The following is a 21,149-nucleotide window of genomic DNA, read 5'->3' as shown; positions in this document are numbered from 1 at the left end:
GCTCCCTGATCACCTTTCCGGCGGCGCGTTCCCCCTGCGGACGCGCCGCCGGCGGCTTCAGCGCGTCCTGCCTGGTGGCCGGAGGTTTTCCAGGAACGTGCGCGCAGGTAGCGTCCGCACCATGGACACTCAGGCCCCCCACAGCAGCGCGCCCGGCACCCAGGGCGGCATCACCGTGCAGCGGGCCCTGGAACTGCCAGGTCTGCGCAGCGGGCTCCCGGAGGTGGTGGCGGGCGCGGACCGGCTGCAGCGCACGGTGCGCTGGGTGCACGCGGGTGAGGTGCCCAACATCGCCTCGCTCCTCAAGGGCGGCGAGCTGCTCCTGACCACCGGGTTCGGCATCGGCACGCGCCCCGCCGAGCAGCGGGCCTTCGTCCGCAAGCTCGCCGACCGCGGCATCTCCGCCCTCGTCATCGAGCTGGGCCAGCGCTTCGCACGGCTGCCCGCCGCACTCGTGGAGACCGCGCGCACGGCCGGCCTCCCCCTGGTGCAGCTGCACCGCGAGGTGCCGTTCGTGACGGTCACCGAGGAGGTCCACACCGAGATCGTCAACGGGCACTACGCGCTCCTCCAGCGCGCCGAGGAGGTGCACCGGCGCTGCACCGAGGCCCTCCTCGGCGGCGGCGGAGTGCCCCAAGTCCTGCGCATCCTCGCGGAGTTCAGCGGCAACCCGGTGTTCCTGGAGACGGCCGACGGGCAGCTCCTGTACGCGGCCGGGGGCGAGCCCGAGGTCGCCGACCCGCTCCAGGTGTGGGAGGGGATGCGCGGCAAGCCCGCCGACCGGGACGAGCCTCCCGCCGGAGCCGTGCTCGTCGACGTGCCCGGCGGCGGGCCCGGCACCGGGTCCGTGCGGGCACGCCTCGTGCTGCTGCCGGTCGCGGCACCGCTGGCGCCCGTGCACCGGATCGCGGCGGAACGGGCGGCGAGCAGCCTCGCCGTCGTGCTGATGCAGGCCCGCCAGGAGGAGGAGCTGGCGGCGCGCGGCCGCGGTGACTTCCTCACGGATCTCGCGGAGGGCCGGATCACGCCGGACGACGCCCCGGCGCAGGCGCGCGTCCTCGGGTTCAAGCCGGGTGGCCAGGGGCCGCTGCTGCCGGTCGTGATGCGGCTGCCCGAGGCGTCGGTGGGCTCGGTGGGCCTCTCCCCCGGCGGCGGCTGGGCGGTCCTCGCCAGGGCGGTCGCCGAGGAGCTGGCCGCGGTGGGCGTTCCGGTCCTGCTCGGCGTACGGCCCGTCGAGGGGCGCGTTCCCCTACTGCTCGGGCTGCGGTCGGACTCGGAGCGCACGGCGGTCGCGGACCGGGTGGCCGCGGCGCTGCGGGCGGGGGTCGAGCGGGCGGGCATGCAGCGCGCCGGGACGCAGCCGCCGGTCGTCGTGGTCGGCGGCGCGGGCGGCTGGGCCGCGGCTGCGGCCGGCCTGCGGCACGCGGCCGAGACGGCCACGGCGGCGCAGGGGCTGTCGGACCGGCCCTGGTACGACGCGCGGCGCCTCGACATCGACCTGCTGCTGTGGCGGCTGCGGGACCATCCGGACCTGGCGGCGTTCGTGGAGCGCGCGATCGGCCCCCTCCAGGCCCACGACCGCCGCGCCAAGCCCCCGCTGCTTCCCACGCTCCAGACGTATCTGGCGCACGCGGGCCGCAAGGCGGAGACGGCCCGCGAACTCCATCTGAACCGCCAGACGCTCTACAACCGCCTCGCCCGCATAAGCGAGTTGCTCGGCACGGATCTCGACGACCCGCAGACGGTGCTCGCGTTGAGCCTCGCGCTGCGGGCGCGCAGGCATGTGGGGTGAGCGTGCCGCCAGGACTGAAGCAGGTCGGTCCTACGCCCCCGCACCCGTCAACTCGTCGTAGACGCTGAGCACTTGGGCCACCGTCTCGTCCTCCGTCGGCCACGACGCCGCCTGTACGGCGCCGCGCTCCCTGAGTTGGTCACGGCGCGCGGGGTCGGACAGGAGGCGGGTGACGGTGTCGGCGAGGGCGCGTGCGTCGCCGTAAGGGACGAGTTCCGCGGCGTCGCCGACGAGTTCGGGGATGCCGCCGACGTCGGTCGCGACGAGCGGCACGCGCGCGTGGAGCGCCTCCTGCGCGAGGATCGACCGGGACTCCCAACTGCTGGTCAGCAGAGCCACATCGGCGGACGCGAGCAGCTCGGAGACGTCGTCACGGCGCCCCACGAGCCGTACCGGCAGCTGCTCGCTCTCGATGCGGCGCTGGAGCGCGCCCCGCTCCGGCCCCTCGCCCGCGATGACGAGCAGCGGCACCGGGTCGAGATGGCGCCAGGTGCGCGCGGCGTCCAGCAGCGTCCCGTACCCGCGGTGTTTCACGAGGCTGCCGACGGCCATCAGCAACGGCCGTTCCACAGCGCCGAGTTCGGCCCGTGACTTGTGCCGCAGGCGCTCCGGGTCCTCGGGCCCCTCGGGTCCCGGCACCGGCGCGGCTTCCGATGCATCGGGGCGGCGCGGCGCCGGGAAGGCGACCGCGGCCAGCCTTGCGTCGCGGGCGCCGCGGACGCGGGCCCGCTCGACGAGGTCCGACGAGGTGCCGAGGACCACGGACGCGGCCCTGGCCACGCGCCGTTCGAGCAGACGCAGCAGATGGGCGCGGGCGCCCTCGGCGTGGGAGCGGGTGTGCCAGGTGACGACGAGGGGCGTGGTCCTGCCGCTGAGTGCGAGGGAGGCCCGCAGCGCGGCGTGCAGCCCGTGCGCGTGGACGAGGTCGGCGTCGGCGCAGGCGACCCGGAGCGCCGCGACGGACCCGGGGTCACTGCTGCGGGGCACGGTGACGTGCTGCGCGCCGACGTCCGCGAAGCCGTAGACGTGTGCGACCTCGACGGGTGCGCACACCGTGACGCGTACTCCTCTGGCGACGAGCCCGGCGGCCAGCGACCTGACGTGCGTGCTGCTTCCGGCGCTGCCGCCGCCGAGCACTTGCACGGTGCGCAGCGGTGACGGACCGTGCGCTGGCTGGCTGCTCACGTGACTCACGTGGCCGGGACTCCTGGGTCGGTCGGTGCGGGACGCGCGGGATGTCGCGCCGTAACGGTCTGGGCCAAGGATGCCAGCCCGTACGGGCGTTCCGGCACCGGCCCGGAGTCCCCACCGTGTCGGAGTGGGCAACACGTCGTACGGGATCACTCACACGCGTGAATTCAGGCGTGTTGAACTGACTCCGCCCCGCGGGCCAATGCGGTCACTTTATCCCCGTATGCCGCGGCGAGGACCAGTCCGGCCGCGTGTGCGAGGAGTCCGGCGCGCCCGTTCCCCGCGACGACGGCGACGCCGAGCGCCGCGCCCAGGGCGTGTGCCCCGGTGTCTCCGATCATGGTGCGCCCGTCGAGGTCCTCCGGCAGGACGGCGGCCACCGCGCCCATGGGGGCCGCGGCGACGGCCCCCTTCAGCAGTCCGGGCGCCCCGAGCGCGAGCACGGCCGCTGCCGCCCGCCCGGGCCGTACGTCCACCAGGTTCACGAAGTGCGCCGCGCCGGCGATCACGACACCGGCGAGCGCCTTGTCCACGATCCGTTCCTCGAGCAGCGAACCCGCGGCGAGCCCCGCGGCGGAGATACCGATCAACTTCACGGCCCCGCTGGTCAGTTCACCGTCGCGCAGCGCCGACAGATGGGCCCGGAACCCGCTGCGCGGATCACCGGCACCCGCCACGTCGTCGTACGCGCCGCACGCCCCGGCGGCGAGCACGGCCAGGACCGCGGCACGGCGATCCCGACCCGAGGTGGCGGCGGCCGCACCGGCGACGGCCCCGGCCACGACGGCCGGCCCGGCGCACAGGTCGACGGCCCGGCCCGCGAAGTTCGTCCGCTCCCACAGGCCCGGCCCACCCGGCCTGGCCCGCCGCAGCGCCGCAAACCCGGCCCGGGCCACGACGGCACCGGCCGCGAGGGCCGCGAACCGGCCCACCACACGCTTTTCCACGGGCGGTTACGCGTCCGCTCGGGCGGTGGCGAGCAGTTCCTCCGCGTGCGCGCGCGCCGTCTCGGAGTCCTCCTGGCCCGCCAGCATCCGGGACAGTTCGCGGATCCGGTCCTCGCCCTCGAGGACGGTGACGCCGGACCGGGTCACGGTCCCGTCGTTCGTCTTCTCCACGAGGAGCTGCCGGTCGGCGAACGCCGCCACCTGCGGAAGGTGCGTGACGACCACGACCTGCGCCGACTTGGCGAGCTTGGCGAGACGCCTGCCGATCTCCACGGCGGCCTTGCCGCCGACGCCGGCGTCGACCTCGTCGAACAGATACGTGGGCACGGGATCGGTACCGGCGAACACGACCTCCACGGCGAGCATCACGCGGGACAGTTCACCGCCCGAGGCCCCCTTGGCGATCGGCCGCGGCGGGGCGCCGGGGTGCGGGGCGAGCAGCAGCTCGACCTCGTCCACGCCGGAGGGGCCGTACGCGACCGTGCGCCCGTCGAGCTCGACACCGTCCGGGTCGTCGGTGCGGCGGATGTCGAAGGACACGCGCGCGTGGGGCATGGCGAGCGAGGCCAGCTCCTGCGTGACGGCCGCGGCGAAGCGTGCCGCCGCTTCCGTGCGGGAGTCCGTCAACGCCTGTGCCAGGACGCCCAGTTCACCGCGGAGCCCGTCCCGCTCGGCGGTCAGCTCACCGATCCGGTCGTCGTCGCCGTCGAGTTCGAGCAGCCGCGCGGACCCCTGCTCGGCCCAGGCGAGCACCTCGTCCGTGCTCCCGCCCGCCCCGCCGTACTTGCGCGTCAGCTGCGTCAGCGCCGCCCGCCGCTCCTCGACCGCGGCGAGCCGCAGCGGGTCGGCGTCGAGGTCGTCGGCGTATCCGGCGAGTTCTCCCGCCACGTCGGACAGGAGGATGCCGATCTCGCCGATCCGGTCGGCGAGCGCGGACAGGGCCGGGTCGTGCGAACGTACGGCGTCGAGCGCCCGGTTCGCGCCGCCCACGAGGGTGGTGGCGTCGACGCCCTCGGGGTCCTCGGGGTTGCCCGCGAGCGCGGCGTGCGCGGCGGAGGCGGCCGAGGCGAGCGCCTCCGCGTGACCGAGCCGCTCGGCCTCCGCCGACAGCTCGACGTCCTCGCCGGCGCGCGGCTCGACGGCCGCGATCTCGTCGAGTCCGAAACGCAGCAGATCGGCTTCCTGAGCGCGTTCACGCGCGCGGGTGACGATGGTGTCGAGCTCGGCGCTGACGGCCCGGAGCCGACGGTACGCGGCCTGGTACTTGGTGAGCGGCACGGCGACCGCGTCTCCCGCGTACCGGTCGAGGGCCCCCCGCTGCCGGGACAGCTTGAGCAGCCCCTGCTGGTCGGTCTGGCCGTGCACGGCGACGAGTTCGTCGGCGAGCTCGGTCAGCATGCCCACCGGCACCGAACGCCCGCCGAGATGCGCCCGTGAGCGCCCCTCCGCCGAGACGGTACGGCTGATGAGCAGCGCCCCGTCGTCGAGCTCGGCGCCCGCCTCCTGGGCGCGCACGATCGCCGCGGTGCCCTCGGGCACGGTGATCCGGCCCTCGACGACCGCCGCCTTGGCGCCGATCCTCACGAGGGCTGGGTCCGCGCGCCCGCCGAGCAGCAGGCCGAGGCTGGTGACCACCATCGTCTTGCCCGCACCGGTCTCGCCGGTCACGGCGGTGAATCCCGGCGACAGCTCGACCACCGCGTCGTCGATGACTCCGAGCGACCGTATCCGCATCTCCTCCAACACGGACACGACCTTACGAGGTCGCGGGCCATGTGTGCGACGGGCCCTGCCCCGGTTCCCTCCCCATGGACCGAATTCGCAGGTCGTGAGCGGCTGCGTCCGGCCCTTTTGTCATCCGTTGTCACCCGCGAGGGTGGGGATATCCCCCTGCCGGAGCGGACGCCCGCCGTATGGTGCCCGCGCCCCGGGCGCCCGCACCCTGGATCCCATGACTACCGGACTGGCCAGGGCAGCCCTGACCGCACACCGTCCCGCCTTCGTCGGCACGGCGGTCGCCGCACTGTTCGCGGCGACGGTGGTGAGCGCGTCGACGACGGTGCTGCTCGCCACGAGCACCGACGGACTGCCGGCCGGCGCACCCCACCGCATCACGGAGAGCGGCGTCGGCGACATCGCGGCCGTCCTTCTCATCGGTTCGATCTACATGTCGATTTTCGTGGTCGTCTCGACGATGGGTACGGCCGTCACGCAGCAGCACCGCGAGCTCGCCCTCGTGCGCGCGATCGGGGCCCGCCCGCGTCAGGTGCGCCGCGCTGTGGCGCGGCAGGCCCTCGCCGCGTCCGTCCCCGCGGCGCTCGCGGGTTTCGCCGCGGGCGGGCTGCTCGCCAGGGCCTGGTTCTCCGGCATGGTCACGCACGGCCTGATCCCGCCGGGGGTGCCGTTCCGCTTCAGCTGGGTCGCGCTGCCGGTCTGTCTCGGGGTGGCCGTGGTGACGTCGACGGCCGCCGCGCTGCTCTCGTCGCTGCGGTTCTCGCTCCTGCGGCCCGCCCGCGCGCTGTCCGAGGCGGCGGCGGGCAGACGGCGCCTCGGCCTGCTCAGGGCACCGCTCGGCCTGGTCGCGGTGGCCGGGGCGTGCTTCCTCTCGGTGCTGCTGTCCCGGCAGGACGCCGAAGAGGCGGGCCAGGGCGCGTTCCTCGTCCTGATCCTGTTCTGCGTGGGAGTGGGCCTGCTCGGCCCGCGCATCGTGGGCCCCGCGGCCTGGCTGGTCTCGGCGCTCGTGGGCCGCTTCGGCGCGAGTGCGCGGCTCGCGATGCTCAACGTCCGCTCACAGCCCCGCCGCTTCTCGGCCGCCGTCGTCCCGCTCGTCCTCGTCGTCGGCTTCGGCCTCACCAAGGTGGCGCTGCACACGACGGCGCAGCACCGCACGGGCTCGGCGGGCAGCACCGGCGAAGTATGGCTCGACTACATGGGTACGGCGCTGTACGCGGGGTTCGCCGCCATCGCCGCGGCCAACACGCTCGCCATGATCTCGTTCGAGCGGCGACGGGATGTGGCCCTGCTGCGGGTGGTCGGCACCCAGCGCGGCCAGGTGCGCTCCATGGCCGCGTGGGAGGCCGTCGTCGTCGCCGGTACGGCGCTGCTGCTCGGCGCCCTGATCGCGCTCGTCACGCTCGCGCCGATCCTCGACACGGCGTTCGGCTCCCCCGTGCCGTACGTCCCTTGGACCCTGGCGGCCGGGACGGTCGCGGGCACGCTCCTGCTGACGCTGCTCGCGACCGGTGTCCCGGTGCGGTCGGTGATGCGCCACCGCGCGATCACCGTCGTACGGACGTGATCACCCGCGTACTCAGTGGGGCTTACCGCGCCAGCCGGAGACGGGCAGCGCGAACTTGGCGACAAGTCGATCCGTGAACGAGGCGTGGTGCAGCCGCGCGAGCCGCACCGGCACCGCCCCGCGCCGCACCTCGACGCGCGCCCCCGCGGGCAGTTCCACGGTCCGCCGCCCGTCGCACCACAGCACGCCGTGCGGAGTGTGCTGCTGCACCTCGACGGCGAGCACCGAGTCCGGCGACGTGACCAGCGGCTTGGCGAACAGGGCGTGCGCGCTGATCGGCACCATGAGGAGCGCCTCGACCTCGGGCCACACGACGGGCCCGCCGGCGGAGAACGCATAGGCCGTGGAGCCGGTGGGCGTCGCGCACACGATGCCGTCGCAGCCGAAGCCGGTGACGGGACGCCCGTCGATCTCCAGGACGACCTCGAGCATCCGCTCGGCCGACATCTTCTGCACGGCGGCCTCGTTGAGCGCCCAGTCGCGGTGCACGACATCGCCGTTGCTGTGCACGACGACGTCGATCGTCATGCGCTCCTCGACCTCGTACGCCTTGGTGACCACGCGGTTGACGACCTTGTCGAGGTCGTCGCGCTCGGCCTCGGCGAGGAAGCCGACGCGGCCGAGGTTCACCCCGAGCATCGGGACGCCGGAGGCGCGGGCGAACTCGGCGCCGCGCAGCAGCGTCCCGTCGCCGCCGAGGACGACGAGCAGCTCACAGGCGTCGAGGCACTCCGGAGTCGCCTCCTTCACGAGCTCCACCGACGCCGGGAGCGGCAGGTCCGCCGCCTCCGACTCCAGGACCCGCACGCCGATGCCGCTGCGCAGCAGCCCCTCGACGACGAGTTCGGCACTCCGGATGGCGGCGGGCCGCCCGGTGTGCGCGAGCAGGAAAACAGTTCGAGCTCGGGTCTGTGTCAACGCGGCCCCTCCGCCACTGCACGGTCAACGTCCGCCGGGTCGAGTTCGGGCGCACCGGCGCGGAGCCACAGAAAATACTCGACGTTTCCGGACGGCCCGGGCAGCGGGCTCGCCGTCACACCCCGTACGCCGAGGCCGAGTTCGAACGCCTGCCGGGCCACCGTGCGCACCGTCTCGGCCCGCAGTTCCGGGCTCCGCACGACACCGCCGCTGCCGAGCCGCTCCTTGCCGATCTCGAACTGCGGCTTCACCATGAGCACCAGGTCCGCGTCGGGCGCCGCGCACCGCGCGAGGGCGGGCAGCACCAGGCCGAGCGGGATGAAGGACAGGTCTCCGACGACCAGGTCCACGGGTTTTCCATCGATCGCCTCCAGCGTCAACTCGCGTACGTTCGTACGGTCCTTGACGGTGACGCGTTCATCGCTCTGCAGCGACCAGGCGAGCTGCCCGTACCCGACGTCGACGGCGACGACATGGGCGACGCCGGCCCTCAGCAGTACGTCGGTGAACCCGCCCGTGGACGCCCCCGCGTCGAGCGCGCGGCGTCCCTCGACGGCGAGCCCCTGCGGCACGAAGGCCGCGAGCGCCCCCGCGAGTTTGTGGCCGCCGCGCGAGACGTAGTCGGGGTCGCTGTCGTCCTGCGTGACCACGATCGCGGCGGCCGTCTCCACCTGCGTGGCGGGCTTGGTCGCGGTGGTCCTGCCGACCGTGACGCGCCCCGCGGCGATCAGCTGGCTCGCGTGCTCGCGCGAGCGGGCGAGCTTCCGGCGGACGAGCTCGGCGTCGAGGCGGCGTCGTGCCACTCCTGCCACGTTCGGTTCAGCTCCTGTGTCGGTTCAAGGGTGAGGGCTCGGGGCGTGCGTCCAGCGCGGTCAGCGCGTCACGCAGGCCCCGGTGTACATCCTCGTACACCTCGATGTGTCCGTCGGCAGTGAGGTGGTCGACATCGGCGAGCCGGTCGAGCCCGGTGTCCACGTCCACGTTGCCGGTGGGGGTGCGCGGGACCCCGAGAGCGGCCGGGGCCGCAGGCTCGTACGACGGTTCGTCCTGGACCTCCGGAGCCCCGGCCGCCTGGTCCGGCACCTGGTCGGGGTCCGGATGAGAGTCGTTCATGCCACGACGCTACCCCGTAGCACTGGGGTACGGTCGACCGCGATGGCGACGACGCAGGAGTGCCGTGCCGCACTCGACAAACTCTCGGACAATCTGGCGGGCGCGGAGGGCGGGGTACGCAGCGCTGCTGCGCTCGACCGCTCTCTGAGCTGCCATGTCACGGACCTCGAGATCACGTTCACGGGCCGGCTCGAGAACGGCCGGATCGAGGTGCTCGACACGGTCGACGGACCGCCGCCCGACCGGGCGCAGATCCGGCTCGCGATGACCGGCGACGACCTGGTCGCGATGGTCGACGGCAGGCTGAACTTCGCGAAGGCCTGGGCCTCCGGCCGGATCAGGCTGGAGGCCGGCTTCCGCGACCTGCTGCGGCTCAGGACGCTGCTTTAGCCACCGCCTTCGCGGGCGCCTCCGCGTCCCGCACCAGACCCTTCCTGGCCTTCCGCGCGGCCGGCACCACCAGCGGAGTACCGGTCTCCGGATCATCGATGACCTGGCACTTCATCCCGAAGAGCCGCTCGACGAGGCCCGCGGTGACGATGTCGCCCGGCGCTCCCTCGGCGATGACCTCGCCGCCGCGCAGGGCGATCAGGTGGGTGGCGTAACGGGCCGCGTGGTTGAGGTCGTGCAGGACCGCGACGAGCGTGCGCCCCTGCTCCTCGTGCAGCTCCGCGCAGAGGTCGAGCACGTCGATCTGGTGCTGGATGTCGAGATACGTGGTCGGCTCGTCGAGGAGGAGCAGCGGGGTCTGCTGGGCGAGCGCCATCGCGATCCATACGCGCTGGCGCTGGCCGCCGGACAGTTCGTCGACAAAGCGATCGGCCAGTTCGGCGACTCCGGTGGAGGCCATCGACTCCTGCACGATCCGCTCGTCCTCGCTGGACCACTGGCGCAGCAGGCCCTGGTGGGGGTAGCGGCCGCGGGAGACGAGGTCGCCGACGGTGATGCCGTCGGGCGCGATCGACGACTGGGGCAGGAGCCCGAGCGTGCGCGCCACCTTCTTCGCCGCCATCGACTGGATGGCCTGCCCGTCGAGGAGCACCCGGCCCGACGAGGGCCTCAGCATCCGCGACAGCGCGCGCAGCAGCGTGGACTTGCCGCAGGCGTTCGGGCCGACGATCACGGTGAAGGAGTTGTCGGGGATCTCGACCGAGAGCTCCGACGCGATCACACGCTGGTCGTAGCCCAGGGTGACGTTCTCGGCGGACAGTCGGTTCACGGTGTTGCTCCTCCGCTTGTTGCTCTGGCTGGGGTTGCTGTCGCTCATATCCGGCCGGCCTTCCGCTCGGAGACCAGGAGCCACAGCAGATAGACACCGCCGACGACTCCGGTGACCACTCCGACGGGCAGCTGGTCGGCGCCGAAGGCGCGCTGCGAGATCCAGTCGGCGGTGACGAGCAGGGCCGCGCCCATGCACATGGACGCCACGACGTTCGGTCCGGGCGAGCGGGTCAGCCGCCGGGCCAGTTGGGGGGCGGTCAGCGCGACGAATCCGACGGGTCCCGCGGCGGCGGTGGCCGCGGCGGTGAGCAGCACGGCGGCCACGAGCAGGACGAGCCGCGTCCGCTCGACCCGCACCCCGAGCGCGTTCGCCACGTCGTCGCCCATCTCCAGCATGCGCAGCGGACGCGCGTACGTGAGGACCACGGGTACGAGGACGGCGCACAGGGCGAGCAGGGGCCAGACCTGCTTCCAGTCGCGGCCGTCGAGGGATCCCGTCATCCAGACCGTCGCGCGGGCGGCGTCGACGATGTCGGCCTTGGTCAGCAGATAGCCGTTGACCGCCGTCATGATGGCGGACATTCCGATGCCGACCAGGACGAGCCGGTATCCGTGCACGCCGCGCTTCCAGGCGAGCAGATAGATGCCGAACCCGGTCACCAGACCGCCGACGAGCGCCCCGAGTGCGACCTGGGCGGCTCCCCCCGAGAACAGCACGATCATGACGAGCGCACCGGCCGTGGAACCCTGGCCGAGGCCCAGAATGTCCGGACTGCCCAGCGGATTGCGGGAGATGGCCTGGAAGAGCGCGCCGCCGAGCGCGAGCGCCGCACCCACGAGGAGGCCCACGAGGACCCTGGGCAGCCGCAGGTCGTTGACGATGAACTCCTGCCCCGGGTCACCGTTGCCGAGCAGCGTACGGATCACGTCGGTGGCGGAGATGGGGAAGTCGCCGGTGCCGATCAGCACGACGCTCGCGGCGAGCGCGGCGCACAGCAGCACGAGGACGACGACGAACGCGCGGATGTCGAGGCGCAGGGAGATACCGCCCCGGGTACGGATCGCCTTCACAGCTGGGTGACCTTCCGCCGGCGCACGAGGTAGATGAAGACCGGGCCGCCGATGATCGCGGTGACGATGCCGACCTGGATCTCGGCGGGCCGTGCCACGAGCCGGCCGACGACGTCGGCGCCGAGCAGCAGTACGGGCGACAGGACGGCCGAGAACGGCAGGATCCAGCGCAGGTCGGGGCCGGTGAAGGAGCGCACGACGTGCGGCACCATGAGACCGACGAACACGATGGGCCCGCAGGCGGCGGTCGCGGCGCCGCACAGCAGCGTGGCGGCCGCCATGGACAGCGCGCGCGTCCTGTTCAGGTTCGCACCGAGGGCACGGGCCGTGTCATCGCCCATCGCCATGGCGTTGAGCGGCCGCGCCAGCGCGAGGGCGAGCACCGTACCGACGGCGATGAACGGCAGCACCTGCCGGATCGTCGACATGTCGGCGGAGACGAGCGAACCCACCGTCCAGAAGCGCATCTTGCCGAGCGCCGCGTTGTCCATGATCATCACGGCCTGGAGATAGCCGTAGAGCGCGGCGCTGATCGCGGTCCCGGCGAGCGCGAGCCGCACCGGTGTCGCGCTGCGGGTCCCCCCGAGGACGTAGACGAGAACACCCACGGCCGCGGCCCCGAGGAAGGCGAACCACACATAGCCCGTCAGCGAGCTGACGCCCAAGAAGCTGATGGCGGTGACGACGGCCGCCGAGGCGCCCATGTTGATGCCGAGGAGTCCGGGGTCCGCCAACGGGTTACGGGTCAGCGCCTGGAGGACCGCGCCGGAGAGTCCGAGCGCGACACCGGCGAGGAGCCCGAGCAGCGTACGCGCGAGCCGCTCGCCGACCACGACGTCGCTGAACGTCCCGGTGTCGTCGAACAGGCCGTGCCACACCTGGTCCACGGACAGGGGTTTCGCCCCGATCGCGATGCTCACGACCAGGAGTACGAGCAGTACGACGACGGCTCCGAGGAGCCCGACCGTACGTATCGCCCAGCGGTTCGGGGGCGCGGCGGCGGTGTCCGCGCGCTGTTCGGGAGGACTGTCGACCAACACGTGGTTAGGTTAGCCTACCCTCCCCATCCTCTTCGAGGTCGCTACCGGCATCGCTGCCGACGGGACCTGCGCGGGGAAGCAGAGAAGCGGGAAGGCGCGGGAAAAGCCGCACCCACCGGCACGCCTCCCCTCCCCGCCCCGCCGCCTCAAACGCCCAGCCGCGCCAGCGCCTTCGCCCCGTCGAGCCCGCAGGTCCCGTCCCCGGCCGCCGTCCACGCCGCCGCGCACAGGGCACGCAGCCCGTCGATCGCCTCGCCGTCCCCCTCCAGTTCGAGATGCTCGCCCCGCGCGATCGCGAGCCAGCCCCCGCACGCGAACCCGTCCCCCTGCGCCACGACATCCGGCTGCCCGGTGAGCAGGCCCCGCAGGTCGACGTCGACATACGTGGGCCGATGCTGGGGCGGCGCGGCGAGCAGCTGCGCGCCGTCGGTGACGCCGGTCAGGACGAGCAGCGAGTCCACCTCCCCGTTGAACGCGCCCTCGATGTCCGTGTCGAGGCGGTCGCCGATCACCAACGGCCGCTCCGCGCCGGTCCGCAGGATCGTCTCGCGGTGCATCGGAGGCAGCGGCTTGCCGGCCACCTGCGGCTGCGCACCCGTCGCGATTCGGACGACCTCGACCGCCGCGCCGTTGCCCGGAGCGATGCCGCGCGCGCTCGGAATGGTCAGGTCTGTATTGGACGCGAACCACGGCACGCCACGCGCGATCGCGTAACAGGCCTCCGCGAACCGCCCCCAGGCCAGGTCGGGTCCGCCATACCCCTGCACCACCGCCACCGGCTCGTCGTCGGCCGAGTCCACCGGCTCGAGCCCGCGCTCTCTCAGCGCGACCCGCAGCCCCTCCCCGCCGATCACCAACACCCGTGACCCGTCCGGCACTTGCTCACTGATCAGGCGCGCCACGGCCTGCGCCGACGTGATGACATCCGCGGCCTCCGTCGGAATTCCCAGCTCCGTCAGATGCTCGGCCACCGCGTCCGGCGTACGCAGCGCGTTGTTCGTGACATACGCGAGACCCATGCCCGCGCCGCGCGCCACAGCGAGCGACTCGGGGGCGTGCGCGATGGCGTCACCGCCCGCGTACACCACCCCGTCGAGGTCGAGCAGCGCCGTGTCGTACGCCTCGTTCAGCGCCCGCTCACTGCTTTCGGGCCGCGTCCTGACGGTCTGGCTCATTACACATCGCTCCTCGTTCGATCCCACTCCCCCGATCATCGCTCATGCCACCGACACACATACGATGCAGCAATGAACACTGCAGGTCCCCCAGGTCCGACAGACAGCGACGGCCTCGACCTGATCCCGTTCAGGGGTGTGCGGTACGTCCCCGAGCGCGTGGGCAGCCTCGCCGCCGTGACGTCACCGCCGTACGACGTGGTCGTACGCCCCGACGGTCTGCACCACCTGGAGTCCGCGGACCCGCACAACATCGTCCGCCTGATCCTCCCGCAGGCCGTCTCCCCGGACACCCGCAACGCCCTCGCGGCCGACACCCTGCGCCTCTGGCTCTCCGAGGGCGTCCTGGCCCCCGACGAGACACCCGCGCTGTACGTCTACGAGCAGCGCGACGGCGATCACCTCCAGCGCGGCGTCATCGGGGCCCTGCGCCTGTCCGAGCCGTCCGAAGGGGTCGTCCTGCCCCACGAGGACGTCATGCCGCACGTGGTCGCCGACCGCGCGGGCCTGATGCGCGCCACGGCCGCCAACCTCGAACCCCTGCTCCTCACCTACCGCAGCGAGGGCAACGCGACCGGCACGACCGCGGTCGTCGAACGCACGGTCAAGCGCCCCCCGCTCCTCGCGACGACCACGGAGGACGGCTTCGCCCACCGCATGTGGTCGGTCACCGACCCGGCCGAGCTGGCGGAGATCCGCGCGGACCTCGCCCACCACCAGGCCCTGATCGCGGACGGCCACCACCGCTGGGCGACGTATCTGCGCCTGCGCTCCGAACAGCCGTCCCCCTCCCCGTGGGACTTCGGCCTGGTCCTCCTCGTGGACACGGCCCGCTACCCGTTGCGCGTCCGCGCCATCCATCGCCTCCTGCACCGCCTCGCGGTCCCGGACGCCCTGGCCGCCCTGAAGAACTCCTTCCGCCTGCGCGAAGTCCCCGGTCCGCTGTCGCACGCCCTGGGCGCCCTCGCCGACGCGGCCGCCCACGGCAACGCGTTCCTCCTCGCCGGGGCCGGCTCCTTCCACCTCGCGGACGCCCCGTCCCCGGACCTCCTGGCCCGTACGATCCCTGCCGACCGCCCGGAGGCCTGGCGCACGCTGGACGCGACGGTCCTGCACTCCACGCTCCTGGACCATGTCTGGGGCATCCCCGAGGACGCGCCGGAGCACATCGCGTACATCCATGACGCGGCCGCCACGGTCGCGAAGGCGGAACGTGACGGCGGAACGGCGGTCCTCATGCACCCGGTCCGCGAGGAAGTGGTCCGCGACCTGGCACGGCAGGGCGTGACGATGCCCCGCAAGTCGACGTCGTTCGGCCCGAAGCCGGCGACCGGCCTGGTGCTGCGCACGCTCGCGGACTGACCGCGAGGCACGCGCGCGTAGGCCGTAGGCGGATACGACGAACGGGCGGGACCCCATCACTGGGATCCCGCCCGTTCGTCGTGCTGCGTCATGCGCGGCCGTCGGTCAGCCGCTCACAGCGCCGAGTTCAGCCCTTGTCGTTCTCGGGCTCGAACTCCTCGTCGTCCTCGTCGTAGAACTCTTCGACGTCCTCGTCGTCCTCGACCCAGGGCTCGTCGTCGTCACCCGCGGGAGCCTTGGGCCCCGCGGCTGCGGCGGGCGCTTCGACGGACTCGTCCTCGAAGGCGTCGACGAACTCGACCCCGTCCATCTCGGCGAGCCGGTCGGACGCGTCGGTGCTGGCGTCCCGGTCGGACTCGACGGCCTTCGCGAACCACTCGCGCGCCTCGTCCTTACGACCGGCCGCGAGCAGCGCATCGGCGTACGCGTACCGCAGACGCGCGGTCCACGGCTGTACGGAGTTCGAGGCGAGCTCGGGGCCCTGCAGCGTCACGATGGCCGCGTCGAGCTGGTCCATGTCACGCCGGGCACCGGCCGCCACGAGCCGCATCTCGACCTGTCCGGACTTGTCCAGCTTGGCCACCTCGGGCGCACCGGCCATGTCGAGGGCCTTCTCGGGCCGCCCGAGACCGCGCTCGCAGTCCGCCATGACGGGCCACAGCTCGACGTTGCCGGTCATGCGCCGGGCGGCGCGGAACTCGGCGAGCGCCTCGCTGTACTTCTGGTTCGCGTACGCGGCGAAGCCGGCGGCCTCGCGCACGGCGGCGACCCTGGAGGCGAGCCGCAGCGCGATCTTCGAGTACTCGTAAGCCTGCTCGGGGTCCTCGTCGATCAGCTTGGCGACCATCACCAGGTTCTTGGCGACGTCCTCGGCCAGGCCCTTCGGCAGGCTCTGGAGCTCCTGCCGCACGTCCTTGTCGATCTCGTCGCCGGTGACGTCCTCGGGGATCGGCAGCCGACGGATGGGCTCGCGGTCGCGGTCACGCTCGTCGCGGTAGCGCCCGCCACCACGGCGGTCGTCGCCCCCACGGTCGTCACGCCCACGGAAGCCGCCGGGACGCCCACCACGGTCGTCGCGGCGCGGCCCACGGTCGCGGTCGTCACGCGGCCGGTACCCACCACCGCGGCTGTCATCGCGCCGGAAGCCACCACCGCGGCTGTCATCACGACGGTCATCACGCCGGTCGTCGCGACGGAAGCCGCCACCACGGCTGTCGTCGCGGCGGTCGTCACGACGGTCATCGCGCCGGTCATCGCGCCGGTCGTCACGGGGACGGAACCCACCGCGGTCGGTGTCGCGACGCTCGTCACGTCGGAAGGCGGGGCGATCGCCACCGGGACGGTCGCCATCACGACGCGGTCCACGGTCACGGTCGTCACGCGGACGGAAACCGCCACCACGGCTGTCACCACCGCGGTCATCACGACGGTCGTCACGGCGGAACCCACCACCACGGTTGTCGCCACCACGGTCGTCACGTCGGAAGGCGGGGCGATCGCCACCGGGACGGTCGCCATCACGACGCGGTCCACGGTCACGGTCGTCACGCGGACGGAAACCGCCACCGCCACGGTTGTCGCCACCACGGCTGTCGTCACGGCGGAAACCGCCACCACGGTTGTCACCGCCACGGTCGTCACGGCGGAAACCGCCGCCGCCACGGTTGTCGCCACCGCGGCTGTCGTCACGACGGAAACCGCCACCACGGTTGTCACCACCGCGGTCATCGCGGCGGAATCCGCCGCCACGGTTGTCATCGCGGCGGTCGTCACGACGGTCCTCGCGGGGACGGTATCCGCCGCGGTCGCTGTCACGACGGTCGTCTCGCCGGTTGTCGTCACGGCGGTCATCGCGACGGAAGGGGGGACGGTCGCCGTCACGACGGGGACCACGGTCGCGGTCGTCGCGCGGGCGGTAACCGCCACCTCCACGGTTGTCGCCACCGCGGTCGTCGCGACGGAAGCCGCCGCCACGGTTGTCGCCACCGCGGCTGTCGTCACGACGGAAACCGCCACCACGGTTGTCGCCACCGCGGTCATCGCGACGGAAGGGGGGACGGTCGCCGTCACGACGGGGACCACGGTCGCGATCGCCGCCACGGTCCCGGTCGCCGCCGCGATCGCGGTCGTCCCGGCGGGGCGCGGAGCCGCCACGGTCGTTGTCGCGTCGCGGTCCGCCTCGGTATCCGCCCCGGTCCCGGTCACCACTGTCCCGGCGTCGCTGGTCGCGTTCCGGTCGCTCGTCCGGAGAGTTGGTGGACATGGGTGACTCCTGTCTTCGGTACCGCAGTCATTCTCGCGCAGCCGGGTAGCCGGCGCGCCTCGACAAAACAAAAAGGACCCCTGGTCCCAGCGTGTGTGCTGGGACCAGGGGTCCTCTAAAAATTGTTCGGCGGCGTCCTACTCTCCCACAGGGTCCCCCCTGCAGTACCATCGGCGCTTTGAGGCTTAGCTTCCGGGTTCGGAATGTAACCGGGCGTTTCCCTCACGCTATGACCACCGAAACCCTATCAGTGTCCCGTTTCAAGGAAACGGGTTCCCGAACAAGGCAGCGAACAAGCACACTCTTCAATTAAGTAGTGCAGCCGTTCAGCCGACACAACTGTTCGTTATCTGAGAACAAACACAGTGGACGCGAGCAACTGAGGACAAGCCCTCGGCCTATTAGTACCAGTCACCTCCACCCGTTACCGGGCTTCCAGATCTGGCCTATCAACCCAGTCGTCTACTGGGAGCCTTAACCCCTCAAGGGGGTGGGAATACTCATCTCGAAGCAGGCTTCCCGCTTAGATGCTTTCAGCGGTTATCCTTTCCGAACGTAGCCAACCAGCCATGCCCTTGGCAGGACAACTGGCACACCAGAGGTTCGTCCGTCCCGGTCCTCTCGTACTAGGGACAGCCCTTCTCAATATTCCTACGCGCACAGCGGATAGGGACCGAACTGTCTCACGACGTTCTAAACCCAGCTCGCGTACCGCTTTAATGGGCGAACAGCCCAACCCTTGGGACCGACTCCAGCCCCAGGATGCGACGAGCCGACATCGAGGTGCCAAACCATCCCGTCGATATGGACTCTTGGGGAAGATCAGCCTGTTATCCCCGGGGTACCTTTTATCCGTTGAGCGACGGCGCTTCCACAAGCCACCGCCGGATCACTAGTCCCGACTTTCGTCCCTGCTCGACCCGTCGGTCTCACAGTCAAGCTCCCTTGTGCACTTACACTCAACACCTGATTACCAACCAGGCTGAGGGAACCTTTGGGCGCCTCCGTTACTCTTTAGGAGGCAACCGCCCCAGTTAAACTACCCATCAGACACTGTCCCTGATCCGGATCACGGACCCAGGTTAGACATCCAGCACGACCAGAGTGGTATTTCAACGACGACTCCACAACCACTGGCGTGGCCGCTTCAAAGTCTCCCACCTATCCTACACAAGCCGAACCGAACACCAATATCAAACTGTAGTAAAGGTCCCGGGGTCTTTCCGTCCTGCTGCGCGAAACGAGCATCTTTACTCGTAGTGCAATTTCACCGGGCCTATGGTTGAGACAGTCGAGAAGTCGTTACGCCATTCGTGCAGGTCGGAACTTACCCGACAAGGAATTTCGCTACCTTAGGATGGTTATAGTTACCACCGCCGTTTACTGGCGCTTAAGTTCTCAGCTTCGCACACCCGAAAGTGCACTAACCGGTCCCCTTAACGTTCCAGCACCGGGCAGGCGTCAGTCCGTATACATCGCCTTACGGCTTCGCACGGACCTGTGTTTTTAGTAAACAGTCGCTTCTCGCTGGTCTCTGCGGCCACCCCCAGCTCGGAGAGCAAGTCTCCTCACCAGTGATGGCCCCCTTCTCCCGAAGTTACGGGGGCATTTTGCCGAGTTCCTTAACCATAGTTCACCCGAACGCCTCGGTATTCTCTACCTGACCACCTGAGTCGGTTTAGGGTACGGGCCGCCATGAAACTCGCTAGAGGCTTTTCTCGACAGCATAGGATCATCCACTTCACCACAATCGGCTCGGCATCAGGTCTCAGCCTTAATGTGTGACGGATTTACCTATCACACGGCCTACACCCTTACCCCGGGACAACCACCGCCCGGGCTGGACTACCTTCCTGCGTCACCCCATCACTCACCTACTACAAGTCTGGTCCGTCGGCTCCACCACTTTCCTTTCCCCGAAGGGTCCGGAACGGCTTCACGGACTTAGCATCGCCTGATTCAATGTTTGACGCTTCACAGCGGGTACCGGAATATCAACCGGTTATCCATCGACTACGCCTGTCGGCCTCGCCTTAGGTCCCGACTTACCCTGGGCAGATCAGCTTGACCCAGGAACCCTTAGTCAATCGGCGCACACGTTTCTCACGTGTGTATCGCTACTCATGCCTGCATTCTCACTCGTGAACCGTCCACAACTCGCTTCCGCGGCTGCTTCACCCGGCACACGACGCTCCCCTACCCATCACGATCCCCGTTGGGGGTATATATCGCAATGACACGACTTCGGCGGTACGCTTGAGCCCCGCTACATTGTCGGCGCGGAATCACTAGACCAGTGAGCTATTACGCACTCTTTCAAGGGTGGCTGCTTCTAAGCCAACCTCCTGGTTGTCTGTGCGACTCCACATCCTTTCCCACTTAGCGTACGCTTAGGGGCCTTAGTCGATGCTCTGGGCTGTTTCCCTCTCGACCATGGAGCTTATCCCCCACAGTCTCACTGCCGTGCTCTCACTTACCGGCATTCGGAGTTTGGCTAAGGTCAGTAACCCGGTAGGGCCCATCGCCTATCCAGTGCTCTACCTCCGGCAAGAAACACACGACGCTGCACCTAAATGCATTTCGGGGAGAACCAGCTATCACGGAGTTTGATTGGCCTTTCACCCCTAACCACAGGTCATCCCCCAGGTTTTCAACCCTGGTGGGTTCGGTCCTCCACGAAGTCTTACCTCCGCTTCAACCTGCCCATGGCTAGATCACTCCGCTTCGGGTCTTGAGCGCGCTACTGAATCGCCCTATTCGGACTCGCTTTCGCTACGGCTTCCCCACACGGGTTAACCTCGCAACGCACCGCAAACTCGCAGGCTCATTCTTCAAAAGGCACGCAGTCACGACTGCATGTGCAAGCACATACAGCGACGCTCCCACGGCTTGTAGGCACACGGTTTCAGGTACTATTTCACTCCGCTCCCGCGGTACTTTTCACCATTCCCTCACGGTACTATCCGCTATCGGTCACCAGGGAATATTTAGGCTTAGCGGGTGGTCCCGCCAGATTCACACGGGATTTCTCGGGCCCCGTGCTACTTGGGTGTCTCTCAAACGAGCCGCTGATGTTTCGACTACGGGGGTCTTACCCTCTACGCCGGACCTTTCGCATGTCCTTCGCCTACATCAACGGTTTCTGACTCGTCCTGTCGCCGGCAGACGACAGAAGAGAGATCCCACAACCCCACATGCGCAACCCCTGCCGGGTATCACACGCATATGGTTTGGCCTCATCCAGTTTCGCTCGCCACTACTCCCGGAATCACGGTTGTTTTCTCTTCCTGCGGGTACTGAGATGTTTCACTTCCCCGCGTTCCCTCCACACTGCCTATGTGTTCAGCAGCGGGTGACAGCCCATGACGACTGCCGGGTTTCCCCATTCGGAAACCCCCGGATCAAAGCCTGGTTGACGGCTCCCCGGGGACTATCGTGGCCTCCCACGTCCTTCATCGGTTCCTGGTGCCAAGGCATCCACCGTGCGCCCTTAAAAACTTGGCCACAGATGCTCGCGTCCACTGTGCAGTTCTCAAACAACGACCAACCACCCGTCACAACCCACCGAAGCAGATTTTTACCGGGGTCGGCATCGAAGGACAGGCTTCACAGCCCGTACCTTCAGACACCCAACAGCGTGCCCGACACCCTCGCCACTTCCTCCTCTTTTCCACGCCCGAAGGCAGTACTAGGAGAAGAAACATGATCGAGTGCGCCGAATAGTCAACGTTCCACCCTTGAGCAACCACCGCCGGACG

General features: G+C 70.2%; 16 protein-coding genes and 2 rRNA genes. 4 read left to right on the top strand and 14 right to left on the bottom strand.

The window, feature by feature from the left end; all coding sequences use genetic code 11:
• The first annotated feature begins 121 nt into the window (after window positions 1-121).
• On the top strand, window positions 122-1,792 hold the full coding sequence (locus tag OG574_RS34980; RefSeq protein ID WP_326776462.1) for a PucR family transcriptional regulator: 1,671 nt from the start codon (window positions 122-124) through the stop codon (window positions 1,790-1,792).
• A 30-nt stretch (window positions 1,793-1,822) separates the two neighbouring features.
• On the opposite strand, the gene OG574_RS34975 is transcribed toward OG574_RS34980, so the two are convergent.
• The 3 genes from OG574_RS34975 to recN all read right to left on the bottom strand — a co-directional run bounded on the left by OG574_RS34975 (window position 1,823) and on the right by recN (window position 5,664).
• Window positions 1,823-2,986, bottom strand: coding sequence for a glycosyltransferase family 4 protein (locus OG574_RS34975; protein WP_326776461.1), 1,164 nt, complete (start codon window positions 2,984-2,986; stop codon window positions 1,823-1,825).
• 164 nt (window positions 2,987-3,150) lie between these two features.
• On the bottom strand, window positions 3,151-3,930 hold the full coding sequence (locus OG574_RS34970) for a hypothetical protein (protein WP_326776460.1): 780 nt from the start codon (window positions 3,928-3,930) through the stop codon (window positions 3,151-3,153).
• Window positions 3,931-3,936: 6 nt separating this feature from the next.
• Window positions 3,937-5,664, bottom strand: coding sequence for a DNA repair protein RecN (recN, locus tag OG574_RS34965; RefSeq protein WP_326778730.1), 1,728 nt, complete (start codon window positions 5,662-5,664; stop codon window positions 3,937-3,939).
• Window positions 5,665-5,881: 217 nt separating this feature from the next.
• On the opposite strand from recN, the gene OG574_RS34960 reads away from it, so the two are divergent.
• Window positions 5,882-7,228, top strand: a complete 1,347-nt coding sequence (locus OG574_RS34960; protein ID WP_326776459.1) for an FtsX-like permease family protein — start codon at window positions 5,882-5,884, stop codon at window positions 7,226-7,228.
• A 12-nt stretch (window positions 7,229-7,240) separates the two neighbouring features.
• Here OG574_RS34960 and OG574_RS34955 read toward each other — a convergent pair whose 3' ends face one another.
• From OG574_RS34955 to OG574_RS34945, 3 genes are read right to left on the bottom strand one after another with little or no spacing between them, the layout of a single operon-like run.
• A complete protein-coding gene (locus OG574_RS34955) occupies window positions 7,241-8,146 on the bottom strand; it encodes an NAD kinase (protein WP_100599020.1) in 906 nt (301 codons plus the stop codon).
• Window positions 8,143-8,958: a TlyA family RNA methyltransferase gene (locus OG574_RS34950; protein WP_326776458.1), complete on the bottom strand. Its 816-nt coding sequence runs from the start codon at window positions 8,956-8,958 to the stop codon at window positions 8,143-8,145. Before OG574_RS34950 ends, OG574_RS34955 begins: the two co-directional genes overlap by 4 nt.
• A gap of 7 nt (window positions 8,959-8,965) precedes the next feature.
• The gene (locus OG574_RS34945; protein WP_326776457.1) at window positions 8,966-9,259 is read right to left on the bottom strand and encodes a hypothetical protein; all 294 of its coding nucleotides are present in this window, start codon (window positions 9,257-9,259) and stop codon (window positions 8,966-8,968) included.
• Window positions 9,260-9,301: 42 nt separating this feature from the next.
• On the opposite strand from OG574_RS34945, the gene OG574_RS34940 reads away from it, so the two are divergent.
• A complete protein-coding gene (locus OG574_RS34940; protein ID WP_326776456.1) occupies window positions 9,302-9,649 on the top strand; it encodes an SCP2 sterol-binding domain-containing protein in 348 nt (115 codons plus the stop codon).
• On the opposite strand, the gene OG574_RS34935 is transcribed toward OG574_RS34940, so the two are convergent.
• The 4 genes from OG574_RS34935 to OG574_RS34920 all read right to left on the bottom strand — a co-directional run bounded on the left by OG574_RS34935 (window position 9,633) and on the right by OG574_RS34920 (window position 13,766).
• Window positions 9,633-10,526, bottom strand: a complete 894-nt coding sequence (locus tag OG574_RS34935; RefSeq protein ID WP_326776455.1) for an ABC transporter ATP-binding protein — start codon at window positions 10,524-10,526, stop codon at window positions 9,633-9,635. The two genes, OG574_RS34940 and OG574_RS34935, sit on opposite strands and share 17 nt — an antisense overlap.
• Entirely contained in the window at window positions 10,523-11,551 is a 1,029-nt protein-coding gene (locus tag OG574_RS34930; protein ID WP_326776454.1) for a FecCD family ABC transporter permease, read from the bottom strand. Before OG574_RS34930 ends, OG574_RS34935 begins: the two co-directional genes overlap by 4 nt.
• The gene (locus OG574_RS34925; RefSeq protein ID WP_326776453.1) at window positions 11,548-12,591 is read right to left on the bottom strand and encodes a FecCD family ABC transporter permease; all 1,044 of its coding nucleotides are present in this window, start codon (window positions 12,589-12,591) and stop codon (window positions 11,548-11,550) included. The genes OG574_RS34930 and OG574_RS34925 overlap by 4 nt, the downstream gene beginning before the upstream one ends.
• Before the next feature lie 146 nt (window positions 12,592-12,737).
• Window positions 12,738-13,766, bottom strand: coding sequence for an HAD hydrolase-like protein (locus OG574_RS34920; RefSeq protein WP_326776452.1), 1,029 nt, complete (start codon window positions 13,764-13,766; stop codon window positions 12,738-12,740).
• A gap of 72 nt (window positions 13,767-13,838) precedes the next feature.
• On the opposite strand from OG574_RS34920, the gene OG574_RS34915 reads away from it, so the two are divergent.
• Window positions 13,839-15,128, top strand: coding sequence for a DUF1015 domain-containing protein (locus tag OG574_RS34915; RefSeq protein ID WP_326776451.1), 1,290 nt, complete (start codon window positions 13,839-13,841; stop codon window positions 15,126-15,128).
• Between the two features lie 127 nt (window positions 15,129-15,255).
• Here the strand turns inward: OG574_RS34915 and OG574_RS34910 are convergent, their stop codons facing one another.
• The 4 genes from OG574_RS34910 to OG574_RS34895 form a co-directional block, all read right to left on the bottom strand.
• Window positions 15,256-16,083: a hypothetical protein gene (locus OG574_RS34910; protein ID WP_326778729.1), complete on the bottom strand. Its 828-nt coding sequence runs from the start codon at window positions 16,081-16,083 to the stop codon at window positions 15,256-15,258.
• Window positions 15,975-17,333 carry a hypothetical protein gene (locus OG574_RS34905; RefSeq protein ID WP_326778854.1) on the bottom strand — a complete coding sequence of 453 codons (1,359 nt, stop codon included), beginning with the start codon at window positions 17,331-17,333 and terminating at the stop codon, window positions 15,975-15,977. Before OG574_RS34905 ends, OG574_RS34910 begins: the two co-directional genes overlap by 109 nt.
• A gap of 182 nt (window positions 17,334-17,515) precedes the next feature.
• Window positions 17,516-17,632, bottom strand: a 5S ribosomal RNA gene (gene rrf, locus OG574_RS34900).
• A 140-nt stretch (window positions 17,633-17,772) separates the two neighbouring features.
• Window positions 17,773-20,895: ribosomal RNA gene (locus OG574_RS34895) — 23S ribosomal RNA — on the bottom strand.
• Between the last annotated feature and the right edge of the window lie 254 nt (window positions 20,896-21,149).

The sequence above is a fragment of the Streptomyces sp. NBC_01445 genome, assembly GCF_035918235.1.
Taxonomy (GTDB): Bacteria; Actinomycetota; Actinomycetes; order Streptomycetales; family Streptomycetaceae; genus Streptomyces.
This window is presented reverse-complemented; position numbering and strand designations above follow the sequence as displayed.